This is a genomic window from Streptomyces marianii (genome assembly GCF_005795905.1).
In the GTDB taxonomy this organism is placed as follows: domain Bacteria; phylum Actinomycetota; class Actinomycetes; order Streptomycetales; family Streptomycetaceae; genus Streptomyces; species Streptomyces marianii.
Genome location: NZ_VAWE01000001.1, coordinates 4,769,272 through 4,788,426, shown reverse-complemented (window position 1 = coordinate 4,788,426; position 19,155 = coordinate 4,769,272). Strand labels below are relative to the sequence as shown.

General features: G+C 72.4%; 15 protein-coding genes. 9 read left to right on the top strand and 6 right to left on the bottom strand.

Annotated elements, in window-relative coordinates; all coding sequences use genetic code 11:
* The first annotated feature begins 25 nt into the window (after positions 1-25).
* Entirely contained in the window at positions 26-1,195 is a 1,170-nt protein-coding gene (locus FEF34_RS21640) for a GNAT family N-acetyltransferase (protein WP_234042499.1), read from the top strand.
* 95 nt (positions 1,196-1,290) lie between these two features.
* Entirely contained in the window at positions 1,291-2,586 is a 1,296-nt protein-coding gene (locus tag FEF34_RS21635) for an ATP-grasp domain-containing protein (protein ID WP_138054621.1), read from the top strand.
* 310 nt (positions 2,587-2,896) lie between these two features.
* Here FEF34_RS21635 and FEF34_RS21625 read toward each other — a convergent pair whose 3' ends face one another.
* Positions 2,897-4,348 (bottom strand): hypothetical protein, encoded by a 1,452-nt coding sequence (locus FEF34_RS21625; RefSeq protein ID WP_234042498.1) that lies wholly within the window; start codon positions 4,346-4,348, stop codon positions 2,897-2,899.
* A 212-nt stretch (positions 4,349-4,560) separates the two neighbouring features.
* Complete coding sequence (locus FEF34_RS21620; protein WP_138054620.1) at positions 4,561-5,943, bottom strand: tetratricopeptide repeat protein; 1,383 nt, start codon at positions 5,941-5,943, stop codon at positions 4,561-4,563.
* Positions 5,944-6,189: 246 nt separating this feature from the next.
* Between FEF34_RS21620 and FEF34_RS21615 the strand changes: the two genes are divergently transcribed.
* The 5 genes from FEF34_RS21615 (at position 6,190) to FEF34_RS21595 (ending at position 11,230) form a co-directional block, all read left to right on the top strand.
* Positions 6,190-6,900, top strand: a complete 711-nt coding sequence (locus FEF34_RS21615) for a bifunctional DNA primase/polymerase (RefSeq protein WP_171053041.1) — start codon at positions 6,190-6,192, stop codon at positions 6,898-6,900.
* 39 nt (positions 6,901-6,939) lie between these two features.
* Complete coding sequence (locus tag FEF34_RS21610; protein ID WP_138054618.1) at positions 6,940-7,767, top strand: ABC transporter ATP-binding protein; 828 nt, start codon at positions 6,940-6,942, stop codon at positions 7,765-7,767.
* Positions 7,764-9,377, top strand: coding sequence for a transporter (locus tag FEF34_RS21605; protein WP_138054617.1), 1,614 nt, complete (start codon positions 7,764-7,766; stop codon positions 9,375-9,377). The genes FEF34_RS21610 and FEF34_RS21605 overlap by 4 nt, the downstream gene beginning before the upstream one ends.
* A 384-nt stretch (positions 9,378-9,761) precedes the next feature.
* The gene (locus FEF34_RS21600) at positions 9,762-10,355 is read left to right on the top strand and encodes a hypothetical protein (protein WP_199800691.1); all 594 of its coding nucleotides are present in this window, start codon (positions 9,762-9,764) and stop codon (positions 10,353-10,355) included.
* 434 nt (positions 10,356-10,789) lie between these two features.
* Positions 10,790-11,230 carry a subtilase-type protease inhibitor gene (locus tag FEF34_RS21595; RefSeq protein WP_138054616.1) on the top strand — a complete coding sequence of 147 codons (441 nt, stop codon included), beginning with the start codon at positions 10,790-10,792 and terminating at the stop codon, positions 11,228-11,230.
* Between the two features lie 153 nt (positions 11,231-11,383).
* Here the strand turns inward: FEF34_RS21595 and FEF34_RS21590 are convergent, their stop codons facing one another.
* Both FEF34_RS21590 and FEF34_RS21585 read right to left on the bottom strand, forming a co-directional pair.
* A complete protein-coding gene (locus FEF34_RS21590) occupies positions 11,384-12,247 on the bottom strand; it encodes an alpha/beta fold hydrolase (protein ID WP_138054615.1) in 864 nt (287 codons plus the stop codon).
* A gap of 1,035 nt (positions 12,248-13,282) precedes the next feature.
* On the bottom strand, positions 13,283-13,975 hold the full coding sequence (locus tag FEF34_RS21585; RefSeq protein ID WP_138054614.1) for a metal-dependent transcriptional regulator: 693 nt from the start codon (positions 13,973-13,975) through the stop codon (positions 13,283-13,285).
* Between the two features lie 151 nt (positions 13,976-14,126).
* On the opposite strand from FEF34_RS21585, the gene FEF34_RS21580 reads away from it, so the two are divergent.
* Positions 14,127-14,882, top strand: a complete 756-nt coding sequence (locus FEF34_RS21580) for an SIS domain-containing protein (RefSeq protein ID WP_138054613.1) — start codon at positions 14,127-14,129, stop codon at positions 14,880-14,882.
* Positions 14,883-15,124: 242 nt separating this feature from the next.
* Here the strand turns inward: FEF34_RS21580 and FEF34_RS21575 are convergent, their stop codons facing one another.
* Positions 15,125-16,486, bottom strand: a complete 1,362-nt coding sequence (locus FEF34_RS21575; protein ID WP_138054612.1) for a PAS domain-containing protein — start codon at positions 16,484-16,486, stop codon at positions 15,125-15,127.
* A 414-nt stretch (positions 16,487-16,900) separates the two neighbouring features.
* Positions 16,901-17,560 carry a pyridoxamine 5'-phosphate oxidase gene (gene pdxH, locus FEF34_RS21570; RefSeq protein WP_138054611.1) on the bottom strand — a complete coding sequence of 220 codons (660 nt, stop codon included), beginning with the start codon at positions 17,558-17,560 and terminating at the stop codon, positions 16,901-16,903.
* 337 nt (positions 17,561-17,897) lie between these two features.
* Here pdxH and FEF34_RS21565 point away from each other — a divergent pair, with 337 nt between their 5' ends.
* Positions 17,898-19,046, top strand: coding sequence for a citrate synthase 2 (locus FEF34_RS21565; RefSeq protein WP_138054610.1), 1,149 nt, complete (start codon positions 17,898-17,900; stop codon positions 19,044-19,046).
* Positions 19,047-19,155: the final 109 nt, after the last annotated feature.

The window sequence follows — 19,155 nt, the reverse complement described above, 5'->3', positions numbered from 1 at the left end:
TGACCGAACGGACGGAGAACCCGTCATGGTCATCTCACTGAGATCGGCGACTCCGGAAGACATTGACCCCTGTGGGCATCTCTACTACGAGGCATTCCGGTCCGTTTCCGAAGGGCACGACTTCCCGTCGGACTATCCGACCATCGATTCGACGCTGTCCCTTGTGGAGTATCGATTAAATGGGACGTGCAATAGAATTTTGGGAAGTGCTTTCGCCGCAAACAACCAATTGGTTATGGCAGCCATGAACCGAAGATTCCTTTGTGAGAGAACGTCCGCGCCGACCAACGGCCTACGGCGGCGAAACCGCTACCGGCCCACCGTCGAAGTGCCCGCAGAAGGCACCGGGCGGTTCGAGATCACGAGCGCGAGCGCGACCGAGACACGGATGATCGAAGCCTGGGCCGCCAGGGAGGGTTGGAAGCTCGGCGACATGGATACGTTCGCCTATGCGGTCGCCGATCCCGGTGCACTCCTCATCGGACGTCTCGACGACGTACCCATAGCGTCGGTCTTGGCCATTCGTTACGGTGAGAGCTTCGGTTTCATCGGCCTGTACATAACCCGGGCCGATCTACGCGGAAGCGGCTACGGCAGGCGGATGTGGCGAGCCGCCGCGGCCCGGCTGGAAGGACGTCTGATCGGCCTGGACGCTGTGCCCGCACAGCAGGACAGATACATGGCCATGGGTCTGCGCCCCTTCTGGCGGAACATCCACTTCCGCGGGGTGCCGCGGCTCGCGGGCGTGCCGCCCGCCGGTCTCGAACTGGTCGACGCCACAACGCTCCCTTTCAACGTGCTGGCGGCATACGACTGCCGGTTCTTCCCGGTGCCGCGGAACGCCTTCCTGACCGCATGGGTTCGCATGCCCGATGCCCGGAGTCTCGCGGCCCTCCATAACGGCCGCATGGTCGGATTCGGGGTGTCCCGGCCCTCTGGGAGAACGTGGTCCCGGATCGGCCCGCTGTACGCCGACTCGCCCGAGGCTGCGGCGGCCGTGTTGTGGAGCCTGGCCGCAGCGGCTCCGGACCGCGCGGCCGCGATCGATGCGCCCGAGGCCAACCCACTGGCCGCGGTGACCATGACGCGACTCGGCCTGGAGCCTGGTGCCCACACGGTCCGGATGTACGACGGCACGCCGCCAGAGGTGGAGCACTCGGGCGTCTACGGCACGACGAGCCTCGAAGCCAGCTGACCAGCTCGTATCGTCGTGCATGGGGAAGCTCCCGCACCACGTAACCCGGATTCAGAGGGGTCACCATGTGCAGTCGTCGAGAGGAACCGGCCTGTGTGGCGGTACTGCACAGGCGCGGCGGCTCGGCCGGGCTCACGGAGATCGAGCAGGCCGCTCGGGGTGTCTGCCGACCGGTGATGTTCTTCGACCGATCTGTGGCCGAGGACGATCCCGGACTGGTCCGCAGGGCCGAGGAGCTGTTCCCGGTCCGTGTCTTCGCCCCCCCCACTCTCGCCGAATCCGTCAGGGACGCGGAGGTGGAGGGAGTCACCACCTTCCACGACCGGGAGGTGGAGAACGTCACCGCCGTGGCGTCGGCCCTCGGGCTGCCAGGCGTCCCGGCCGGGCCGAATCCATGGGACAAGCTCACCCAGCGGACGCTCCTCGCCGAAGCCGGACTGACGCACGTCACCGCGGTGGCCGTCGACTCCGCGCACACGTTCGCCGAGGCACTGGACAAGGTCCGCCTGCCCGCCATCCTGAAACCGCGGCGTGGCGTGGGCGGTACCGGGATCGCATTCGTCGACAACACGTCCGACGCCGACCACCAACTGAGGCACCGCACGCAGTGGCCCGGCCTGCTCCTGGAAAGCAGACTCCCGCCGCACGAGCATCCGCGAAACGAGTGGCTCGCGGACTACGTATCCGTGGAGACGGCCAGCACCCAGGACGCTCACGTTCCGATCGCGATTTTCGACAAGGCGCCCGTCTCGGTGTACCGGCGCGCGGGGCCGGATGCGTCCGACGTCGTCAGCGTCACCGGCGATCTGACGCCGACGATGCTGCCGCTCGCCGTGCGGAACCGCGTCCTCGACTACGTCCGGGAGGTACTCGCGGCACTCCGCGTGCGGTGGTGCGTCACCCACACCGAGGTCAAACTGCTGCCGGACGCGGTCGATCTCATCGAGGTGAACGGGCGCGTCGGCGGCCATCTACCCAGGCTGCTCCGGGCCCTGGAGGGACCGAATCTCCTCACGATCGCGATGAGCCTGGCGCTGGCGCAGGAGCCGAACGTTCCTCCACTCGCTGACGGTGCGCCTCGCGGGTACGCCATGGGACTGTTCCCCGCCTTCGGGCAACGGGCGGGGACCGTACACTCGGCCGTCACCCGGGACCAGCTCGAAAGGTTCCCCTGCATCGTCCGGGTGGACGAGGTCGCCGAGCGCGGCAGGCTGCGTCGAGCCACCGGATACCGTGCCGCGAACGTGGTGCTGCGCGCCCGGGACGAGGGAGAGCTCACCGCGGCCGTCACCGCGGTCACGGCCGGCATCTCCGCACTGTTCAACGCCGACGGACTGGGCGAAGACCCCTGGTTCGAGAACTTCCACCCACCCGCTGGGCCCCTTCGTTGATGGCCTTGGTGGGGCTGCTCGAGCGCAGCCTGGCCAACCTTGCCCTCGACCGGCTCGAAGCCCTCGTCCGTAACCGGCCCGAACGCCTGCGGTATCGGGCCCCACCTTCGACGGCTTCATAGCCGTACTCCTCGTTCGCGGGTCCAACGGCGGTGCGACCTTGACGGCTGCGCGCCCACCTCGGACGTGGAGTCGTGCCCGGGTGGAAGTGAGGGAAAGTGGGGGAAACAGTGCAACGCATCACGCAACGTATCCGTGTAACGCCCGGACGCCCGGAGCGTTTCAGCTCTCACACGGCAACCGCCGCGGCTCAGAGCTGTTCCGCGCGGCGCTCCGTCAGGTCGTACTTCGTCGCGATCCGGTTCCAGAGAGTCGCAGCCTCGCGCTTCGCCTTCGTCGCCACACCGCTCTGGGCGTTGCCCTGGGCGGTCTGGCCCGTGTTGCGCGCCTCGCCGCCCTTGCAGCCCTTCTTCTCCTTCACCTGGCCCGCCCACGCGGCGTAGTGGTCGTCCGCCGAGGCCGACGCCTCCCACGCCCTCTTCAGAGACGCGGTGAGCGCCTGGTTGTCCGGGAGGTCGTCCACGGCGACGTCCTGCAGACGGGTCACGAGCCCGCGGCGCTGCTCCGCCGCGCCGCGCAGGTCCGAGGCCGCCTGGTCCAGGTTCTGGCAGGTCTTGATCGACTCGACGGACCGGATCACCGCGGCCCGGCTGTCGTTGCTGTCCGCGAGGAGCTTGTCGAGCTCCACGGCCTGCGTCTTCGCCGGGTCGTCCGCCGCCTCCCCGGACGGGTCGGCCGCGGGCGAGGACGCCGCGGCGACACTCGTGTCGGCGCCCGGGTCCTCGTCGTCGTCACCGCCGCCGAACATCAGCGCGCTCGCGCCGAGCCCGAGCACGGCACAGCCGACCACGACCGCGGCGATCAGCGGCAGCCGCGAGGAGTTCCGCGAGGCGCTCCCCCGGGAGGGGCCGGACTCGGTGGCGCGGCGGGCCGCGCGGCCGCCCGGAGAGGCGTACGGCGGCTGGCCTCCGTACGCCGGCTCCTGCACGGGCGGCAGGTACTGCGTCGCCTCCGCGCCATCGGCCCCGCCGGCCTCGACGCGGAAGAGGTTGTCGAACTCCGCCGGCGGCTGCCGGTCTCCCGGCGCTCCGGGGCGGACGCCGTAGGGGGCGCCGGGCGGCGGCGCGGGGGCGTCCTGATGCGCCACGGGAGGCAGGAACTGCGTCGCCTCCGCCTCCCCGGCCGGAGCGGCCGGAGCGGTGCCCGGCGGCCGCGCCCCGAGGAACTGCGTCGACTCCGCCGGGTTCTCCGGCGGCAGGGCCCCGGGCTCCGGCGGGACCGGAGCGATGTACTGCGTGGCGTCCCCGGCGGATCCCGGCGGGACGGGGGGCATGTGCCGCGTCGCGTCACCGGACCCCGCCGGGACGGGAGCGATGTACTGCGTCGCATCGGCGTCGGGCGCGGGCGTCTGCACGCCCTGCTGCCCGTGTCCGTACGGCGTCTGCGTCTGCTGCGGCGGCAGCGCCCCGGCGGGCGCGGGCTGCGCGTACGGCGCGCCCGGCGGCTCCTCCTGCGGCAGCGGCTGCGCGTCCCGCCCGGGGCCCCAGGGCGCACCCCACGGGGTGCCACCGGACGGGGCGACCTGCTGCCCGCTGACTCCGGGGATGAAGGGCTCGCTGCCGTCCGCGGGCAGCACGACACCCTCGTGCGCGGGCCGCGAGGCGGGATGCCGCGACTCGTCACCCTGACCGCTGTGCGTCACCGGGACTCCTACGTGTCAACCTACGGAATCGTCGGCTCACGCTACCGGGTGACTCAGGGCGTCCGCACACGCGTGTGGTGACCGTAACAAGAACGCCCGCGGAGACGCTGGTATCACCTCAAGATCCTTACCGGCAAGGGGATCCACCCGTCCGAACCGGGCCTCGCTCACACCCGGGCGGCCCCGCCGGCCGCGGAACCGCCCGGGCCCGCTCACGCCGCCTGCAGCTGCAACCTCGCGCCGAACTCCCGTACGGACGGCTCCGCCGCGTACGGCTCCAGCCGCTGGTGCAGGTCCTCCAGGTACTCCGTGCCGCGGCTGGAACGGAGGGTGCCGAGGAGTTCCATCGCCCGTGTGCCCGTGCTGCAGGCCTCCTCCACCTCGCGTTGCTGGAGCCGGGCCGCGGCCAGCAGGACCAGCCCGATCCCCCGGCGCCGTGCGCGCGACTCGGGATGGCCGTCCAGGGACTCGGTGGCCCGGCGGACCGCCTGGTCGGCCTGCCCGAGGTCGCGGTGGCAGTGGGCCAGCTCGTCGGCGAGGTACGCATGGTCGAAGTGGGCGATCCAGTCGGGATCGTCGCCCGATTCGGTGTTCGCCCGGTCCAGGGCGGCGATGGCTCTGCCGGCCGCCTCCTGGCAGGTACGCGCGTCCCCGAGCAGCGCGTGCCCCCGGGCCTCCGCCGCGTGGAACATCGCCTCCGCGCGCGGTGTGACCTGGCCCCGGGCGCCTTCCTGCGCGGCCCTCGCGAGCTGGGCGATCTCCCTCGGGTTCCCGAGCTCCGCGGCGAGATGGCTCATCGACGCGGCCAGGACGTAGCCGCCGTAGGCGCGGTCGCCCGCGGCCTGGGCCAGCCGCAGGGCCTGGATGTAGTAGCGCTGGGCGAGGCCCGGCTGGCCCGTGTCGACGGCCATGTAGCCCGCCAGCTCCGTGAGCCGCGCCACCGCGGCGAAGAGCTGCCGCCCCACCGGCTCCCGGTACGAGCCGGAGAGCAGCCCGGACACCACGCTGTTGAGGTAGTGGACGACGACCGGCCGGACGTGCCCGGCGCCGAACCGGTGGTCGAGACCGGTGAGCGCCTTCGTCATCGCCCGCACGGCCTCGACGTCGGGGAGACCCACCCGCGCCCCGGCCTGCCGGGCCACCTGGGTGTCGGCTCCGGTGATCAGCCAGTCCCGACTGGGCTCGACGAGCGCCGAAGCGGCCACCGTCGAACCGGTCAGGAAGTCGCGCCGGCCCACGTCGCTGCGCCACAACTCGCAGACCTGCTCGATCGCCCCGACCACGGTGGGGGCGAACTGCAGCCCCACACCGGACGCCAGGTTCTTGCCGTTGGCCATCCCGATCTCGTCGATCGTGACCGTGCGGCCCAGCTTGCGGCCCAGTGCCTCCGCGATGATGCCGGGCGCCCGGCCGCGCGGCTGCTGCCCGCGCAGCCAGCGCGCCACCGACGTCTTGTCGTAGCGCAGATCGAGGCCGCGTTCAGCCCCGACCATGTTGACCCTGCGGGCCAGACCGGCGTTGGAGCATCCGGCTTCCTGGATCAGCGCCTGCAGCCGTTCGTTCGGCTGACGGGCGACGAGTGGCCTCGCTGCCATCACTAACCCCCTGTGCCGGACCGCGCCGGTCGTGATCTCCGTGGTGATCTGCCATCGATCACTTCCCGGCGTTATCCGGAGAATGCCAATGAGCTCGGACGATTACGGGTGAATGCCGCTCACCCGCAACTGGCTACCCGCCCGCCGGGCCCGGCCCGCATGCGCGCCCCCGTCCGTGCACCCGTGCGCCCCACGTGCGGGATCGGTGCGCCACCGCCCGGCGCCGCGCGCCCGTAACCGGGGCCGATGGGGGGAGTTGTGTTTATCGTGGAAGACACCATCAACGGGTTGATCCGCCTCACCGAGGCGGCACAGATCCCCGTACAGCGCGGCACACAACTGCTCGACAGCGCGGTCCGTTACGCGGAGGAGCGCCACTGGGACGTGTTCCCCGGCACCTGGCTGGAGGCCGTCGAGGGCGCCGAACGGTGCTCGTGCGGCGCGCCCGTGTGCGATGCGCCGGGGGCGCACGCCGCTCGGCCGGACTGGTCGGGCCAGGCGACCGGCAGCGCCGCCGCCGCCCGCCGGCTGTGGGGCAGGCAGCCGAAGGCGTCGATCCTGATGCCCACGGGGAGGACGTTCGACGCCCTGGAGGTCCCGGAGTCGGCCGGCTTCCTCGCGCTGGCCCGGATGGAGCGGATGGGTATGGCCCTCGGGCCGGTGATCTGCGGCCCGAACCGGCGCATGCTGTTCCTCGTCCGGCCGGGCGCGGCCGTGAAGCTCCCGGACCTGGTGCGCGGGCTCGGCTGGATGCCCAGCTCGCTCGACCTGGTGGCGCGCGGCGACGGGCAGTACGTGGCGGCGCCGCCGACGCGCGTCGGCGGACAGGGAGCCGTGCAGTGGGTGCGCAAGCCGACGACCGCGAACCGCTGGCTGCCGGACGCCGAGGAGTTGATCAGTCCGCTGGCCTACGCGTGCGGACGGGAGGCCGCCGACGGGCGGGACCGCCGATCGTAGGGTTGTTCCCGTACTACGGGGACAACGGAAGGCGGCAACATGCCCGACCAGGCATCGGACCGGACGGTGGACACGGCGGACGGTGTACCCGGGGAGGTACCTCCCGCCGTCCGGGTGGAGGGGCTCTGGAAGCGGTTCGGCGAACAGATCGCGGTCGCCGGCGTCGATCTCGCGCTGCCCGCGGGCAGGTTCATCGGCCTGGTCGGACCCAACGGCGCCGGCAAGACCACGACGCTGTCGATGGTCACCGGGCTCCTCCGCCCCGACCAGGGGCGCATCGAGGTCGCCGGCCACGACGTCTGGAGGGACCCGGTCGAGGTCAAGGCCCGGATCGGGGTACTGCCCGAGGGCCTGCGGCTGTTCGAGCGGTTGTCGGGCGGTGAACTTCTCTCCTACACCGGCCGGTTGCGCGGACTCCCGGGCGAGGAGGTGGACACGCGGGCCGCCCAGCTGCTGGACGTGCTGGATCTCGCGGGCGCCCGGCACAAGCTGGTCGTCGACTACTCGACCGGTATGCGCAAGAAGATCGGTCTGGCGGCGGCACTGCTGCACAATCCGCAGGTGCTGTTCCTGGACGAGCCGTTCGAGGGCGTCGACCCGGTGTCCGCCCAGACCATCCGCGGGGTTCTGGAGCGGTACACCGCGTCCGGGGCGACCGTCGTGTTCTCCAGCCATGTCATGGAGCTGGTGGAATCGCTGTGCGACTGGGTCGCGGTGATGGCCGCCGGCCGGATCAGGGCGCACGGCCCGCTCGCGGAGGTCCGCGGTTCGGCGCGGTCCCTGCAGGACGCCTTCCTGGAGCTCGTCGGCGCGAACGGACGGGATACCGGCGACGCGCTGGACTGGCTCGGCGGCGGTGCCCGGTGACGGCCACGACGCCCGGCCCGGCTCCCTCGCTCACGTCGGTGTTCGTACGGCTCAAACTGTCGCTGCTGACCAACGGGCTGCGGCAGTCGGCGGGCCGTACGGCCGCGTTCGTCACCTCGGCCGTCCTGGCGCTGCTGGTCGCCGCGAGCCAGTTCATCGGCTTCGTCCTGCTGCGCGGCACAGCGCACGCGGCCTCCCTGGTGGTACTGCTGGTGGCGGTGCTGGCCCTGGGTTGGGCGTTCCTCCCGCTGTTCTTCCCGAGCGGGGACGAGACGCTGGACCCGACCCGGCTGGTGATGCTGCCGCTGCGGCCGGGACCGATGGTGTCGGCGCTGCTGGTGGCGTCGCTGGTGGGCATCGGGCCGCTGTTCACGCTCTGTCTGGTGGCCGGTGCCGCGCTGGCCCTGGCGCACGGGGCCGCCGGGGTGGTGGCCGCTGCGGTCGCCGTGCCGCTGGCGGTGCTGGTGTGCGTGGCGCTGGCGCGGGCGGTCGCCGCCGCCAACATCCGCCTGCTGACCAGCCGCAAGGGCCGCGACCTGGCCGTGCTGAGCGGTCTGGTGATCGCGGTCGGGATCCAGTTCGTGAACTTCGGCGTGCAGCGACTCGGTCAGGCCGGCGGGCTCACCGCGCTGGACCCGGCGGCAGCCGTGGTCCGCTGGATCCCGCCCGCGTCCGCGCTCGGCGCCGTCGACTCCGCGAGCACCGGGGCGTACGGAGCGGCCACCGCGCAACTCGCGCTCTCCGGCGCCGCCCTGGCCGCCCTGCTGTACGGATGGCAGCGCAGTCTGACGCGTCTGATGACCGCCCCGGACGGCTCGACGCTCGCGGCGGCCTCGGAGCCGACCCGCCGGAACACGTCCACGGGTCTGCACCGGCTGCTGCCGGGCGGGCGCACGGGCACGGTCATGCAGCGCAGCCTCCGCTACGTCTGGCGTGATCCGAAGACGAAGACCGCGTGGGTGACGGCGCTGGTGATCGGGCTGATCGTGCCGCTGTTCAACGCCCTTCAGGGGACCGGCTCGATCTACTTCGCGTGCTTCGCTTCGGGGATGCTCGGCATCCAGATGTACAACCAGTTCGGCCAGGACACGTCCGCGTTCTGGATGGTCGCGCAGACGATCGCCTCACCCCGCGACGCCTACCTCGAACTACGTGCCCGTGCACTGGCGTTGCTGCTGATCACCCTGCCGTACACGATGCTGGTGACGATCGCCACGGCCGCCGTGCTGGGCGACTGGCGGGCGCTGCCGGAGGCGCTGGGGATCGCACTGGGGCTGCTCGGCGCGATGATGGCCACCGGCGCGGTCGCATCGGCGCGTTTCCCGTACTCGATCCCGCAGGACAGCGCCTACAAGAACGTGGCGCCGGGGCAGGGCGGGCTCGCGTGGATCTCCATCTTCGGCGGGATGATCGCCTCGGCTCTGCTGTGCTCCCCGCTGATCGCGCTGACGATCTGGCTGAACGCCGCGAACGCCGAGTCGGCGCTGTGGATCCTGCTGCCGCTGGGTGCGGCGTACGGCGGGGCGGTGGCCTGGGGCGGGCTGCGGGTGGCGGCCCCGCAGACGGCCGCGCGGCTGCCGGAGATCCTGACGGCGGTCAGCAAGGGGTGACCACGGCCTGATCCGTACCGTACGCCGGGCGTCGAGGACCCATGACGTACGGTACGGATCATGTCCATGCCTCCTCCGCCCCAGGGACAACCGCAGTACCCGGGGTACCCGGGATATCCGCCACCGGCACAGGGCGCGGCGCAGCCGCAGCCGGGTCCTTACGGCCCAGCGCGGCCGGGGCCGTACGGCTCCGGGCAGCCGGGCCCCCACGGTCCGGGGCAGCCGGGCCCCTACGGCCCTCCGCCACAGCAGGGCGGTCCGTACGGACCGCCTCAGCAAGGCCCTTACGGACCGCCGCCGCCCTTCCCCCAGCAGGGTGCCTGGGCTCCCCCGCCCGCGCCGCCGAAGAAGTTCTGGTCCGGCCCGAAGGCCGCGATCATCGGAGTGTCGGTCGCCGTGGCCGTCGCGGTGCTCGCGTGGGCGGGAAACCGGGGCGGCGGCTCCGGCTCCTTCCCGGAGGCCACTCACAAGGTGACCCTCCCCGGGACGCTGCTGGGCGGCGAGTACACGCTGGCCCAGGACCTCTCCGAGCAGGGCGACTCCGCACTGGCAGGCGCGAGCGAGGCAAACATCCGTGACCCGAAGGGCGTCGTGGGCCAGTACGCGTCCACCGACGCGAAGAAGGCCGGGGTTCTGGTCCTCTCGGCCCTCTACGGGCAGATCAAGGACCCGGACGACGCCCGGGAGAGCATGCTCAAGGGCGCCGCCCGGTCGGAGGGCGCGACGATCGCCGTGCCGCCGAAGGACATCGAGGTGCCCGGCTCCGACGTCACCGTCACCTGCCAGGTCCTGACCGCCGTCTCCACCGGCGGGAAGGGCTCTTTCCCCATGTGCGCCTGGGCGGACGGGAACACCAACGGCTCCGTCGCCGAGGTGACCCCCGAGGCCGCGACGCGGAGCCCCGGGTCACTGGACCTCCGGACGGCGGCCGCGAACACGCTGAAGGTGCGCGAGGAGGTCAGGAAGCCCATCGACTGACCTCCACTTGTGGAGGTCTCGTGCAGAACACGTGGCCTCACGACAACGGGCCGGCGACGGAGTTCACACCACTCCGGCGCCGGCCCTTCGCTGTATACGAAGGCGTACGGCGGAACACGGCGAGCACCCGGGGCGAGGTCCACCGACAGGCGCCGGGTTCCGGCCGAAGCTCACGGCGCGGCGGCATTCAAAGTCGAAACCGGTTTTGTATCACCGCAGGCCAAGCTTTTGTTACGCGTTGAACCACTCCCCTTTGTCCATATACCGGACAACCGATCACCCGCCTCGCGCACCCCTTCCGAGCTGCCCGAACGGCCATTCGGTCGGCACGTCTTGAACGTATGCGGCCGGAAACAGGTGATGGATGTGCGATCACTGTACGCATCAGCAAGACTCCCGACCGCAACCGCACACACCGTCAAAGGGGTTCACTCATGCGTTACATCGTCCACACACTCGGCGCGACGGCCTCCGCAGCGGCGCTCGTGCTCAGCGGCCTGGCCGCGGGCACAGCGCACGCCGATGCCGCCGGTCACACGGGGCTCTACGCGCCGTCCGCCCTGGTGCTGGCGGTCGGCAGGGGCGACGCCGCCGCGACGGCGACCGTCGAGCGCGCGGTCACGCTGAACTGCGCCCCGACGCCGGGCGGCACCCACCCGTTCGCCCCCACGGCCTGCGGTGAACTGAACGCGGTGAGCGGCGAGTTCGCCCTGCTGACCAGCCCGTCCGACCGCCCCTGCACCCGGCAGTGGGACCCGGTCACGATCACCGCTGCCGGAGTCTGGGAGGGCAAGCGCGTCGACTGGTCGGCCACGTACGGCAACGAGTGCGAGATGCGGGAGAGCACGGGCGGATCCACCGTCTTCGCCTTCTGAGGCCCTCTCAGCCGCGGCGGACCGGGGCGATACGACGGCGGTCCCGGTCCGCCGCACCGCCGGCGCGGCACGCCGGCACCCCCATGGACTGGATGGCCCCCCTCCCCGGCCATCCGGTCCCGGGCGAGGACGATGTGCACCGCCGTCAGGCCGTCACACCGTCAGGACGCCTTCGAGGAAGGGCTCGACTACCGCGCGCCAGGCCTCCGGCTGGTCGTAGTGGACGAGATGGCCGGCATCCGCCACCTCCGCGTACTGCCCGCGAGCCAGGACCCGAACCATCTCCTGGGCCTCCGCACGGCCCAGTTCCCCGTCGAGCCCGCGGACCACGAGCGTCGGGCACGTGACCTGGGCGAGCGAGTCCCAGTGCGCGTCGTGCACCCAGGTCGCCCGGGACCGCAGCATCTGGCGGCGGGAGAAGACGGGCCGCCAGCCGTCCGCCCGTTCGGCCATCACCTCGGCGAAGAACTCGCCCCGAGACGGGCTGGGACGCTCCACCCAGGGGTCGTCTTCGCCGAACCACTTGCGCACGTCCGCCAGCGTCGCGAAGGGCACGGGCCACGAGCGGAACCAGTCCTCCCACTCCCGCTGGGAGGCCGCCCCGAGCGCGGAGGCTCGCATGTCGCAGATGACCAGGGCCCGCACCAGGTCGGGACGCTCGGCCGCGAGCTGCCAGGCCGTCAGGGCGCCCATGGAGTGGCCGACGAGGATCGCCGGCGCCAGGCCCAGCCGCTCCACCGCGGCCGCCGCGTCCGCGACGTACGCCTCGCGGGTGAACACTCCGTCGGCGGGCCGCTCGCTGCGGCCGTGCCCGCGCTGGTCGAGGGCGACCGCCCGGTGCCGCTCGGACAGCCAGCGGGCGGTGGGCGCCCAGTGCGAGGCCCGGCCCATCAGCCCGTGGAGGAGTAAGACGCCCGGGACGCGGTCCGTCTCGCCGCGCCCCTTGGGCGGGTCGGCGAACTCCCAGGCCGCGAGCCGTACACCGGCCGTACCGGCCACGTCGATGCGCCGCACCATGGTCCTGGCACCCCCTTCTGGCCCCGTGGATCTCCGGACTCTCCGAAGCGATCGACCTCGGCCAGACTATCGAACTTCCATTCGAAAACTGGCTTCCGGCGAGCAACACCCCTCGTTCGAGTGACCACCCTCAAGGATTGACGGGCGTCGCCGAGGGGAGATCTTCAGCGGGAGGCGGGCCGCTCGGGGAAAACGGTCCGAGGGGATTGACCCTGGGAGCTCGGGGCTCCGGGTCAGCGAAGGGGAGGACAGGCCCCGGCGCCGCAGGGCGCCGGGGCCCTCCGCGTTCGACAGCCGCATGATCCGCTCCCTCCCCTGCGGCCCGGCCGACCCCCGGCCCGCCCCGGCCCGGTCATACGCCTCAGCCACAGAGTGGCACGCAAACCGCCCGAGCGCTGCCGTTCCGGCCGGAAAGCGCGTTCTGAAAAGGGGCTCACGGCGGGCGGGGGAGTCACGCGGCGGGCGGGGGTCGCATGCCGGACGACGGAGCGCGCCCGTACCGCGGTGCACGGTACGGACGCGCCGCACGAGGTCCCCGTCTCCCGCGATGCTCACGGGACGGGAGCCGGACGAGCCGGAGCCCGATGGGCCGGTGGACGCGACAGCCCGGACCGCACGACGGGACCGACAGCCATGCCCGGGTGGACCGATGAGCCACCCGGAACGACAGCCGCGACCGATGAGCCGGTGGACGCGACAGCCCGGACCGCACGACGAGGCCGACAGCCATGCCCGGGTGGACCGATGAGCCACCCGGAACGACAGCCGCGACCGATGAGCCGGTGGACGCGACAGCCCGGACCGCACGACGAGGCCGACAGCCATGCCCGGGTGGACCGATGAGCCACCCGGAACGACAGCCGCGACCGATGAGCCGGTGGACGCGACAGCCCGGACCGCACGACGAGGCCGACAGCCATGCCCGGGTGGACCGATGAGCCACCCGGAACGACAGCCGCGACCGATGGGCCGATCCGGTCGCTCAGCGGCCTTCGGCGGACGACCGCCGGAGCCGGGGGCGCACGGAGTGGGTACTCAGCGCTTCGCCACGAAGACGTGCGAGGCGACGTCCGCCTTCAGCTCCGCGGCCTCACCGCCGCTGCCCACCAGCACCCCGCCGGCCGACTCGGTCACGCTCACCACCGAGCCGGGCTGCACACCGGCGCGGCGGAGCGTGTACATCAGCTGGGCGTCCGTCTGGATCGGCTCCCCGATCCGCCGGACCACCACCGTCTTGGCCTCCGTACCGGCGTCGAGATCGGCCAGGCTGACCATGCCGTCGTCCAGGAACGCCTCGGCCTCGGACTTCTCGCCCAGCTCCTCCAGGCCCGGGATCGGGTTGCCGTACGGCGACTCGGTGGGGTGCCGCAGGAGCTCGAGCACGCGCCGCTCCACGGCCTCGCTCATCACGTGCTCCCAGCGGCACGCCTCGGCGTGGACCTGCTCCCACTCCAGGCCGATGACATCGACCAGGAGGCACTCGGCGAGCCGGTGCTTGCGCATCACACGGGTGGCGAGCCGGCGGCCCTCCTCGGTCAGCTCCAGGTGACGGTCGCCCGCGACCGTCACGAGCCCGTCGCGCTCCATCCGCGCGACGGTCTGGCTGACCGTCGGCCCGCTCTGGTCGAGCCGCTCCGCGATGCGGGCGCGCATCGGGACCACGCCTTCCTCTTCCAGCTCGAGGATGGTGCGGAGATACATCTCCGTGGTGTCGATCAGTCCGGACATACGTGCCCCTCGAAGAAGTCGTGCGGTGGCCCTGCCCCAATTCTGACGCATGCCGCCGACAACCGGGCCACGCCTGCCTGAAACCCGTATTGACAGAGCAATGGTCCAGACCGCAACGTGATCCGCGACACGACGGGAAGGGGCAACCGCGATGGGCGGGAACAGGCTGGCGGGACAGTTCTTCGACGCCGCGATCGGCCTGCTGGAGCGTGTGCGCGACGAGGAGGCGGCGAACATCGCCGCGGCCGGCGCGGCCGTCGCGGACACCGTCGCCGCGGGCGGGAGGCTGTTCGCCTTCGGCGCGGGCCACTCCTCGCTCGCCGCACAGGACGTCGTCTACCGGGCGGGCGGTCTGGCGGTGATGAACCTGCTCGCCGTCCCCGGCGCCGTCGGTGTCGACGTGATGCCCGCGACCCTCGGCTCCGCGCTGGAGCACGTCGCCGGCCTGGCCGGTGCCGTACTCGACTCCAGCCCCGCCCGCGCCGGCGACGTACTGGTCGTCGTCTCCCTCTCCGGCCGCAACGCCCTGCCCGTCGAGATGGCCCAGAACGCGCGGGCGCTCGGACTGAAGGTCATCGGGGTGACGTCCGTGGCGTACGCCTCGGAGACGAAGTCCCGGCACACCTCGGGCACGTTCCTCAAGGACCACTGCGACATCGTCCTCGACTCCAAGATCGCGGTCGGCGACGCCGAGCTGACCGCGGAGGGCATCGCGGCCCCGTTCGCGCCCGCCTCCACGGTCGTCACCAGCGCCCTGATGCAGGCGACCCTCGCCGCCGCGGCCGGCGAACTGGCCGAGCGCGGCATCGAGCCGCCCCTGCTGCGGTCGGGGAACGTGGACGGCGGCCACGAGTGGAACGGCCGGGTCATGGCCCAGTACGCGGACCGGATCTTCTACCGCCGCTGAGCCGGGTCACTCCCGGTACCGGCCACCCGGCGGACCCCCGGCACGGGGCGCGCCCCGTCGCGCAGGGCGCGCCCCGGTCGTACGTCGGCGGTGAACGCGTGCCCCGGTCACACGGACACGCACCCGGTCGTACGTCGGTGGCGAACACGCGCCCCAGCCGTACGGACCGCCCCGGCCGAACAGGCACGCCCCGGTCACACGGACACGCACCCGGTCGTACGGACGGTCCTGACGGTGGCGGGCTATTCGCCGTGCGCCCGGCCCAGGTCCAGTGCGGCGGCCACGTGCGTCGCGACGCTCTCCGCGTACTCCGCGTCGGGACGTTCGAAGCGGGGGCGGTTGGCGGACCGCAGGAAGGTGACGACACCGAGCGTGCGGCCGCGGCTGCGGAGCACCGTGGACAGGGCGTGCACCGCGTCGCGCGGCCACTGGCGTTCCGCGGCCCAGCTCTCGGTACGGTCCGGCCCTCCGCCCGTGCTGGTGCGGACGGAACCGACGCGGTCCATCGCCTGCAGTGCCGGGTGGCCCTGCGGGTACCGGAGCGGGATGCCCGCGCCCGCCACCCGGGCGACCGGCCCCGGGGCGCCCGACGGCGTCGCCGCGGCCCGCACCAGCCGTTCGCCGTCCTCCGACAGCACGTCGACGAGGGCGTGGTCGGCGAATCCGGCAAGGGCGAAGTCGAGCCGGGTCGTCGCCGCGTCGATCGGGTCCTCGCACTCGGCCGCAGCCCGGGCCGCCCGGTGCAGCTGGCTGAACCGGAACCGCAGCCGGTCCGCCTCCTGCTCCGCGAGCTTGGCCTGGGTGACGTCCTGGAACAGCCAGCCGACGCCCAGCGGCACCGGTTCCTCGGCCAGCGGCGACGCCAGCCTGAGGAATCCGCTGCGCCAGCACCTGCGCTGCTCGCCCTCGTCGCTTCGCACCGTCAGCCACAGCTCGACGAGCGCGCCGGGCGCGCCGTCGGCGAGGACGTGGTGCAGCGCGCCCTCCAGTTCCTCGACGCCCTGCACGACCAGCTCCCCGAGCGGGCGCCCGAGCGCCGTCGTGCGGCCGGCGGAGCCCAGCATCCGGGCCGCTTGCCGGTTCACGACGGCGGGCCGCAGATCCACGTCCACCAGCACGACGCCCCACGACGCGTCCTCGAACAGCGCCTCGCTCAAGGCGATCGACCGCTCCAGATCGATCTGGGCGTGCACCTCGCTGAACGCGCAGTACACCCCGGCGGGCCCGCCGTCGGCACCGCGCACCCCGGCGGACTGCGTCCGTACGAGCACCCGCCCGCCGTCCTTGCGCAGCAGCGCGAACTCGTGCACCTGGCGGCCCGGTGCGGTCATCGCGGCCATCAGCCGGCCCTGCACGTCGTCCGCGTCCGCGGTCCGCACGGCCCATCCGGCGAAACCGCGCCGCCCGACGGCCTCCTCGGCCGACCAGCCGAGGATCCGCTCGGCCTCCCGGTTCCAGTGGGTGATCACACCGTCCGCGTCGAACGCGCACAGCGCGGCGTCCATCCCGTCCAGCAGCGCCGCGAGCAGATCGGAACCGGGGCCGTCCCGCTCCGGCTCGTCCGGTCCCAGCGCACTGGCGGCCTCACTCTTGGAAGCACTCATCCCGGCACCCCCTGCAGGACGTGTCCTCGGCCCGTGCCGCCCTCCGCAAAGCGGCACCCCCGATCATTCAACTGGAACGTGACTCAGGACACATCAATTTCCCGAAAATCGACGCCCGGGCAAAAAAGGGTTGAGTCACTCTCGCGAGGTTCCTAGTGTGGGACGCCTCGAGAAGGGAGGTGATTCGGAACATGATGGCATTCCGGACGCGAGAGGTGGCTGCGGGCTAGCGGCCCGTCGTCGCACCTTCGTGCACCTCGGCAGGGCCACTGCCGAAATCCAAGCAGTCACCGACCCGCGGGCTCGCCGGTACGTCCGGCCGGCTTCCTCCTCGGAGGGACCCGAGCCCGCGGGTTTCTGCGTTCCCGGTCCCTGCCGCGGGGCGCACCTCACTCCGCCCGGCCCGCCCTCGGTTCACGGAGCCAGCCGCTCCACGCGCCAGCCGCCGGGCCCCTCAGGGGTGCGGACGTAGCGGAGGCGGTCGTGGAGCCGGTTCTCGTGGCCCTGCCAGAACTCGACGGTCCCGGGCGTCACCCGGTAGCCGCCCCACTCCGGCGGCACCGGCACCTGCTCACCCGCCGGGTACCGGTCGGCGAGTTCCTCGTAGCGCCGCAGCAACTCCCCTCGGGACGGGAGCACCGAGGACTGGGGGCTGGCCCAGGCACCGAGCTGGGAGCCGTGGGGCCGGGTGCGGAAGTAGGCGGCCGTCTCGTCGCGGCCCACCCGGGCCGCGGTGCCGGTGACGATGATCTGGCGGGTCAGCGGGTGCCAGGGGAACAGCAGCGAGACGTGCGGGTTTGCATCGAGTTCACGGCCCTTGCGCGAGGCGTAGTTCGTGTAGAAGACGAAGCCGCGGTCGTCGAAGTGCTTCAGCAGCACGGTCCGGGAGGACGGCCGGCCGTCGGGCGTGGCCGTGGAGACGATCATGGCGTTCGGCTCGTGGAGCCGGCCGGCCGCGGCGTCCTTGAACCAGCGGACGAACTGTTCCATCGGATCGGGGGGCAGGTCCGCCTCGTCGAGCGGTGTCGAGCGGTAGTGCTCGCGCATGGCGGCGGGGTCGAGGGCGTCGGTCACGGGGTCATCCTGCCGCACGCGCCCGGGGTGGCCCCCCGCCCTCCGGGGCCGGCGTCGTGGGCGGTCGGGGCGGGGCTCCGCGGTTCCCTCGTCACCCGTTCGGAGCACGGCCGAGTCTTCCCGGCACGGAGTGCCGCCAATCCTCCCGGACCGGATCCGTGCAGTGTGCCGGATGTCACGCTTCCCCGCATCGGAGGAACCGGCCAAAATCGTGCGCTGGGCCGCTGTGGCCTCCCTACGACGCGGAGCGGGTGACCACGCGCCGCGCGGGGCATCACCGTGGTGGTGACCCACCCGGGCCGAAGCTTGTCTCGCACACATCCTGAGGAGCCGCCTGATGTCCGATTTCGTACCCGGACTCGAGGGAGTCGTCGCGTTCGAGACGGAGATCGCCGAACCCGACAAGGAGGGCGGCGCGCTCCGCTACCGCGGTGTCGACATCGAGGACCTCGTCGGCCACGTCTCCTTCGGGAACGTGTGGGGGCTGCTGGTGGACGGGGCGTTCAACCCCGGTCTGCCGCCCGCCGAGCCGTTCCCGATCCCGGTCCACTCCGGTGACATCCGCGTCGACGTCCAGTCGGCACTCGCGATGCTCGCCCCCGTGTGGGGCCTGAGGCCGCTCCTCGACATCGACGAGGCGCAGGCCCGGGACGACCTCGCCCGGGCCGCCGTGATGGCGCTCTCGTACGTGGCACAGAGTGCCCGCGGCCAGGGGCTGCCGATGGTGCCGCAGCGGGAGATCGACAAGGCCGAGTCGGTCGTCGAACGGTTCATGATCCGCTGGCGGGGTGAGCCGGACCCCAAGCACGTGAAGGCCGTCGACGCCTACTGGACGTCGGCCGCGGAGCACGGCATGAACGCCTCCACCTTCACCGCCCGGGTCATCGCCTCGACGGGCGCCGATGTGGCCGCCGCGCTCTCCGGCGCGGTCGGCGCCATGTCGGGTCCGCTGCACGGCGGCGCCCCGTCCCGGGTACTCGGCATGATCGAGGAGATCGAGCGCACCGGGGACGCGGTCGCGTACGTCAGGAAGGCCCTGGACAAGGGAGAGCGCCTGATGGGCTTCGGCCACCGGGTGTACCGGGCCGAGGACCCGCGCGCCCGCGTCCTGCGGAGGACGGCGAAGGAGCTGGGCGCGCCCCGCTACGAGATCGCGGAGGCGCTGGAGAGGGCCGCGCTGGAGGAGCTGCACAACCGCCGTCCGGACCGGGTCCTGGCGACGAACGTGGAGTTCTGGGCGGCGATCATGCTGGACTTCGCCGAGGTCCCCGCGCACATGTTCACGTCGATGTTCAGCTGCGCCCGTACGGCGGGCTGGTCGGCGCACATCCTGGAGCAGAAGCGCACCGGCCGGCTGGTGCGGCCGTCCGCCCGTTACGTCGGCCCGGGCCCGCGCGACCCGCGCTCGATCGAGGGTTACGCAGACATCGCAGACGTCACAGACATCGCCGATGCCGCCGCCATTGCCGACACCGCCGCGCGGTAGCGCCGTGGCGCCGTGGCGCGCGACCGTGTGACGGTCCCTGCCCGGTGCCTGCGACGGTCCGGACCGGGTGGCGGCCCGGCCGACGGCGGCCGGGCCGCCACCCGCGGCG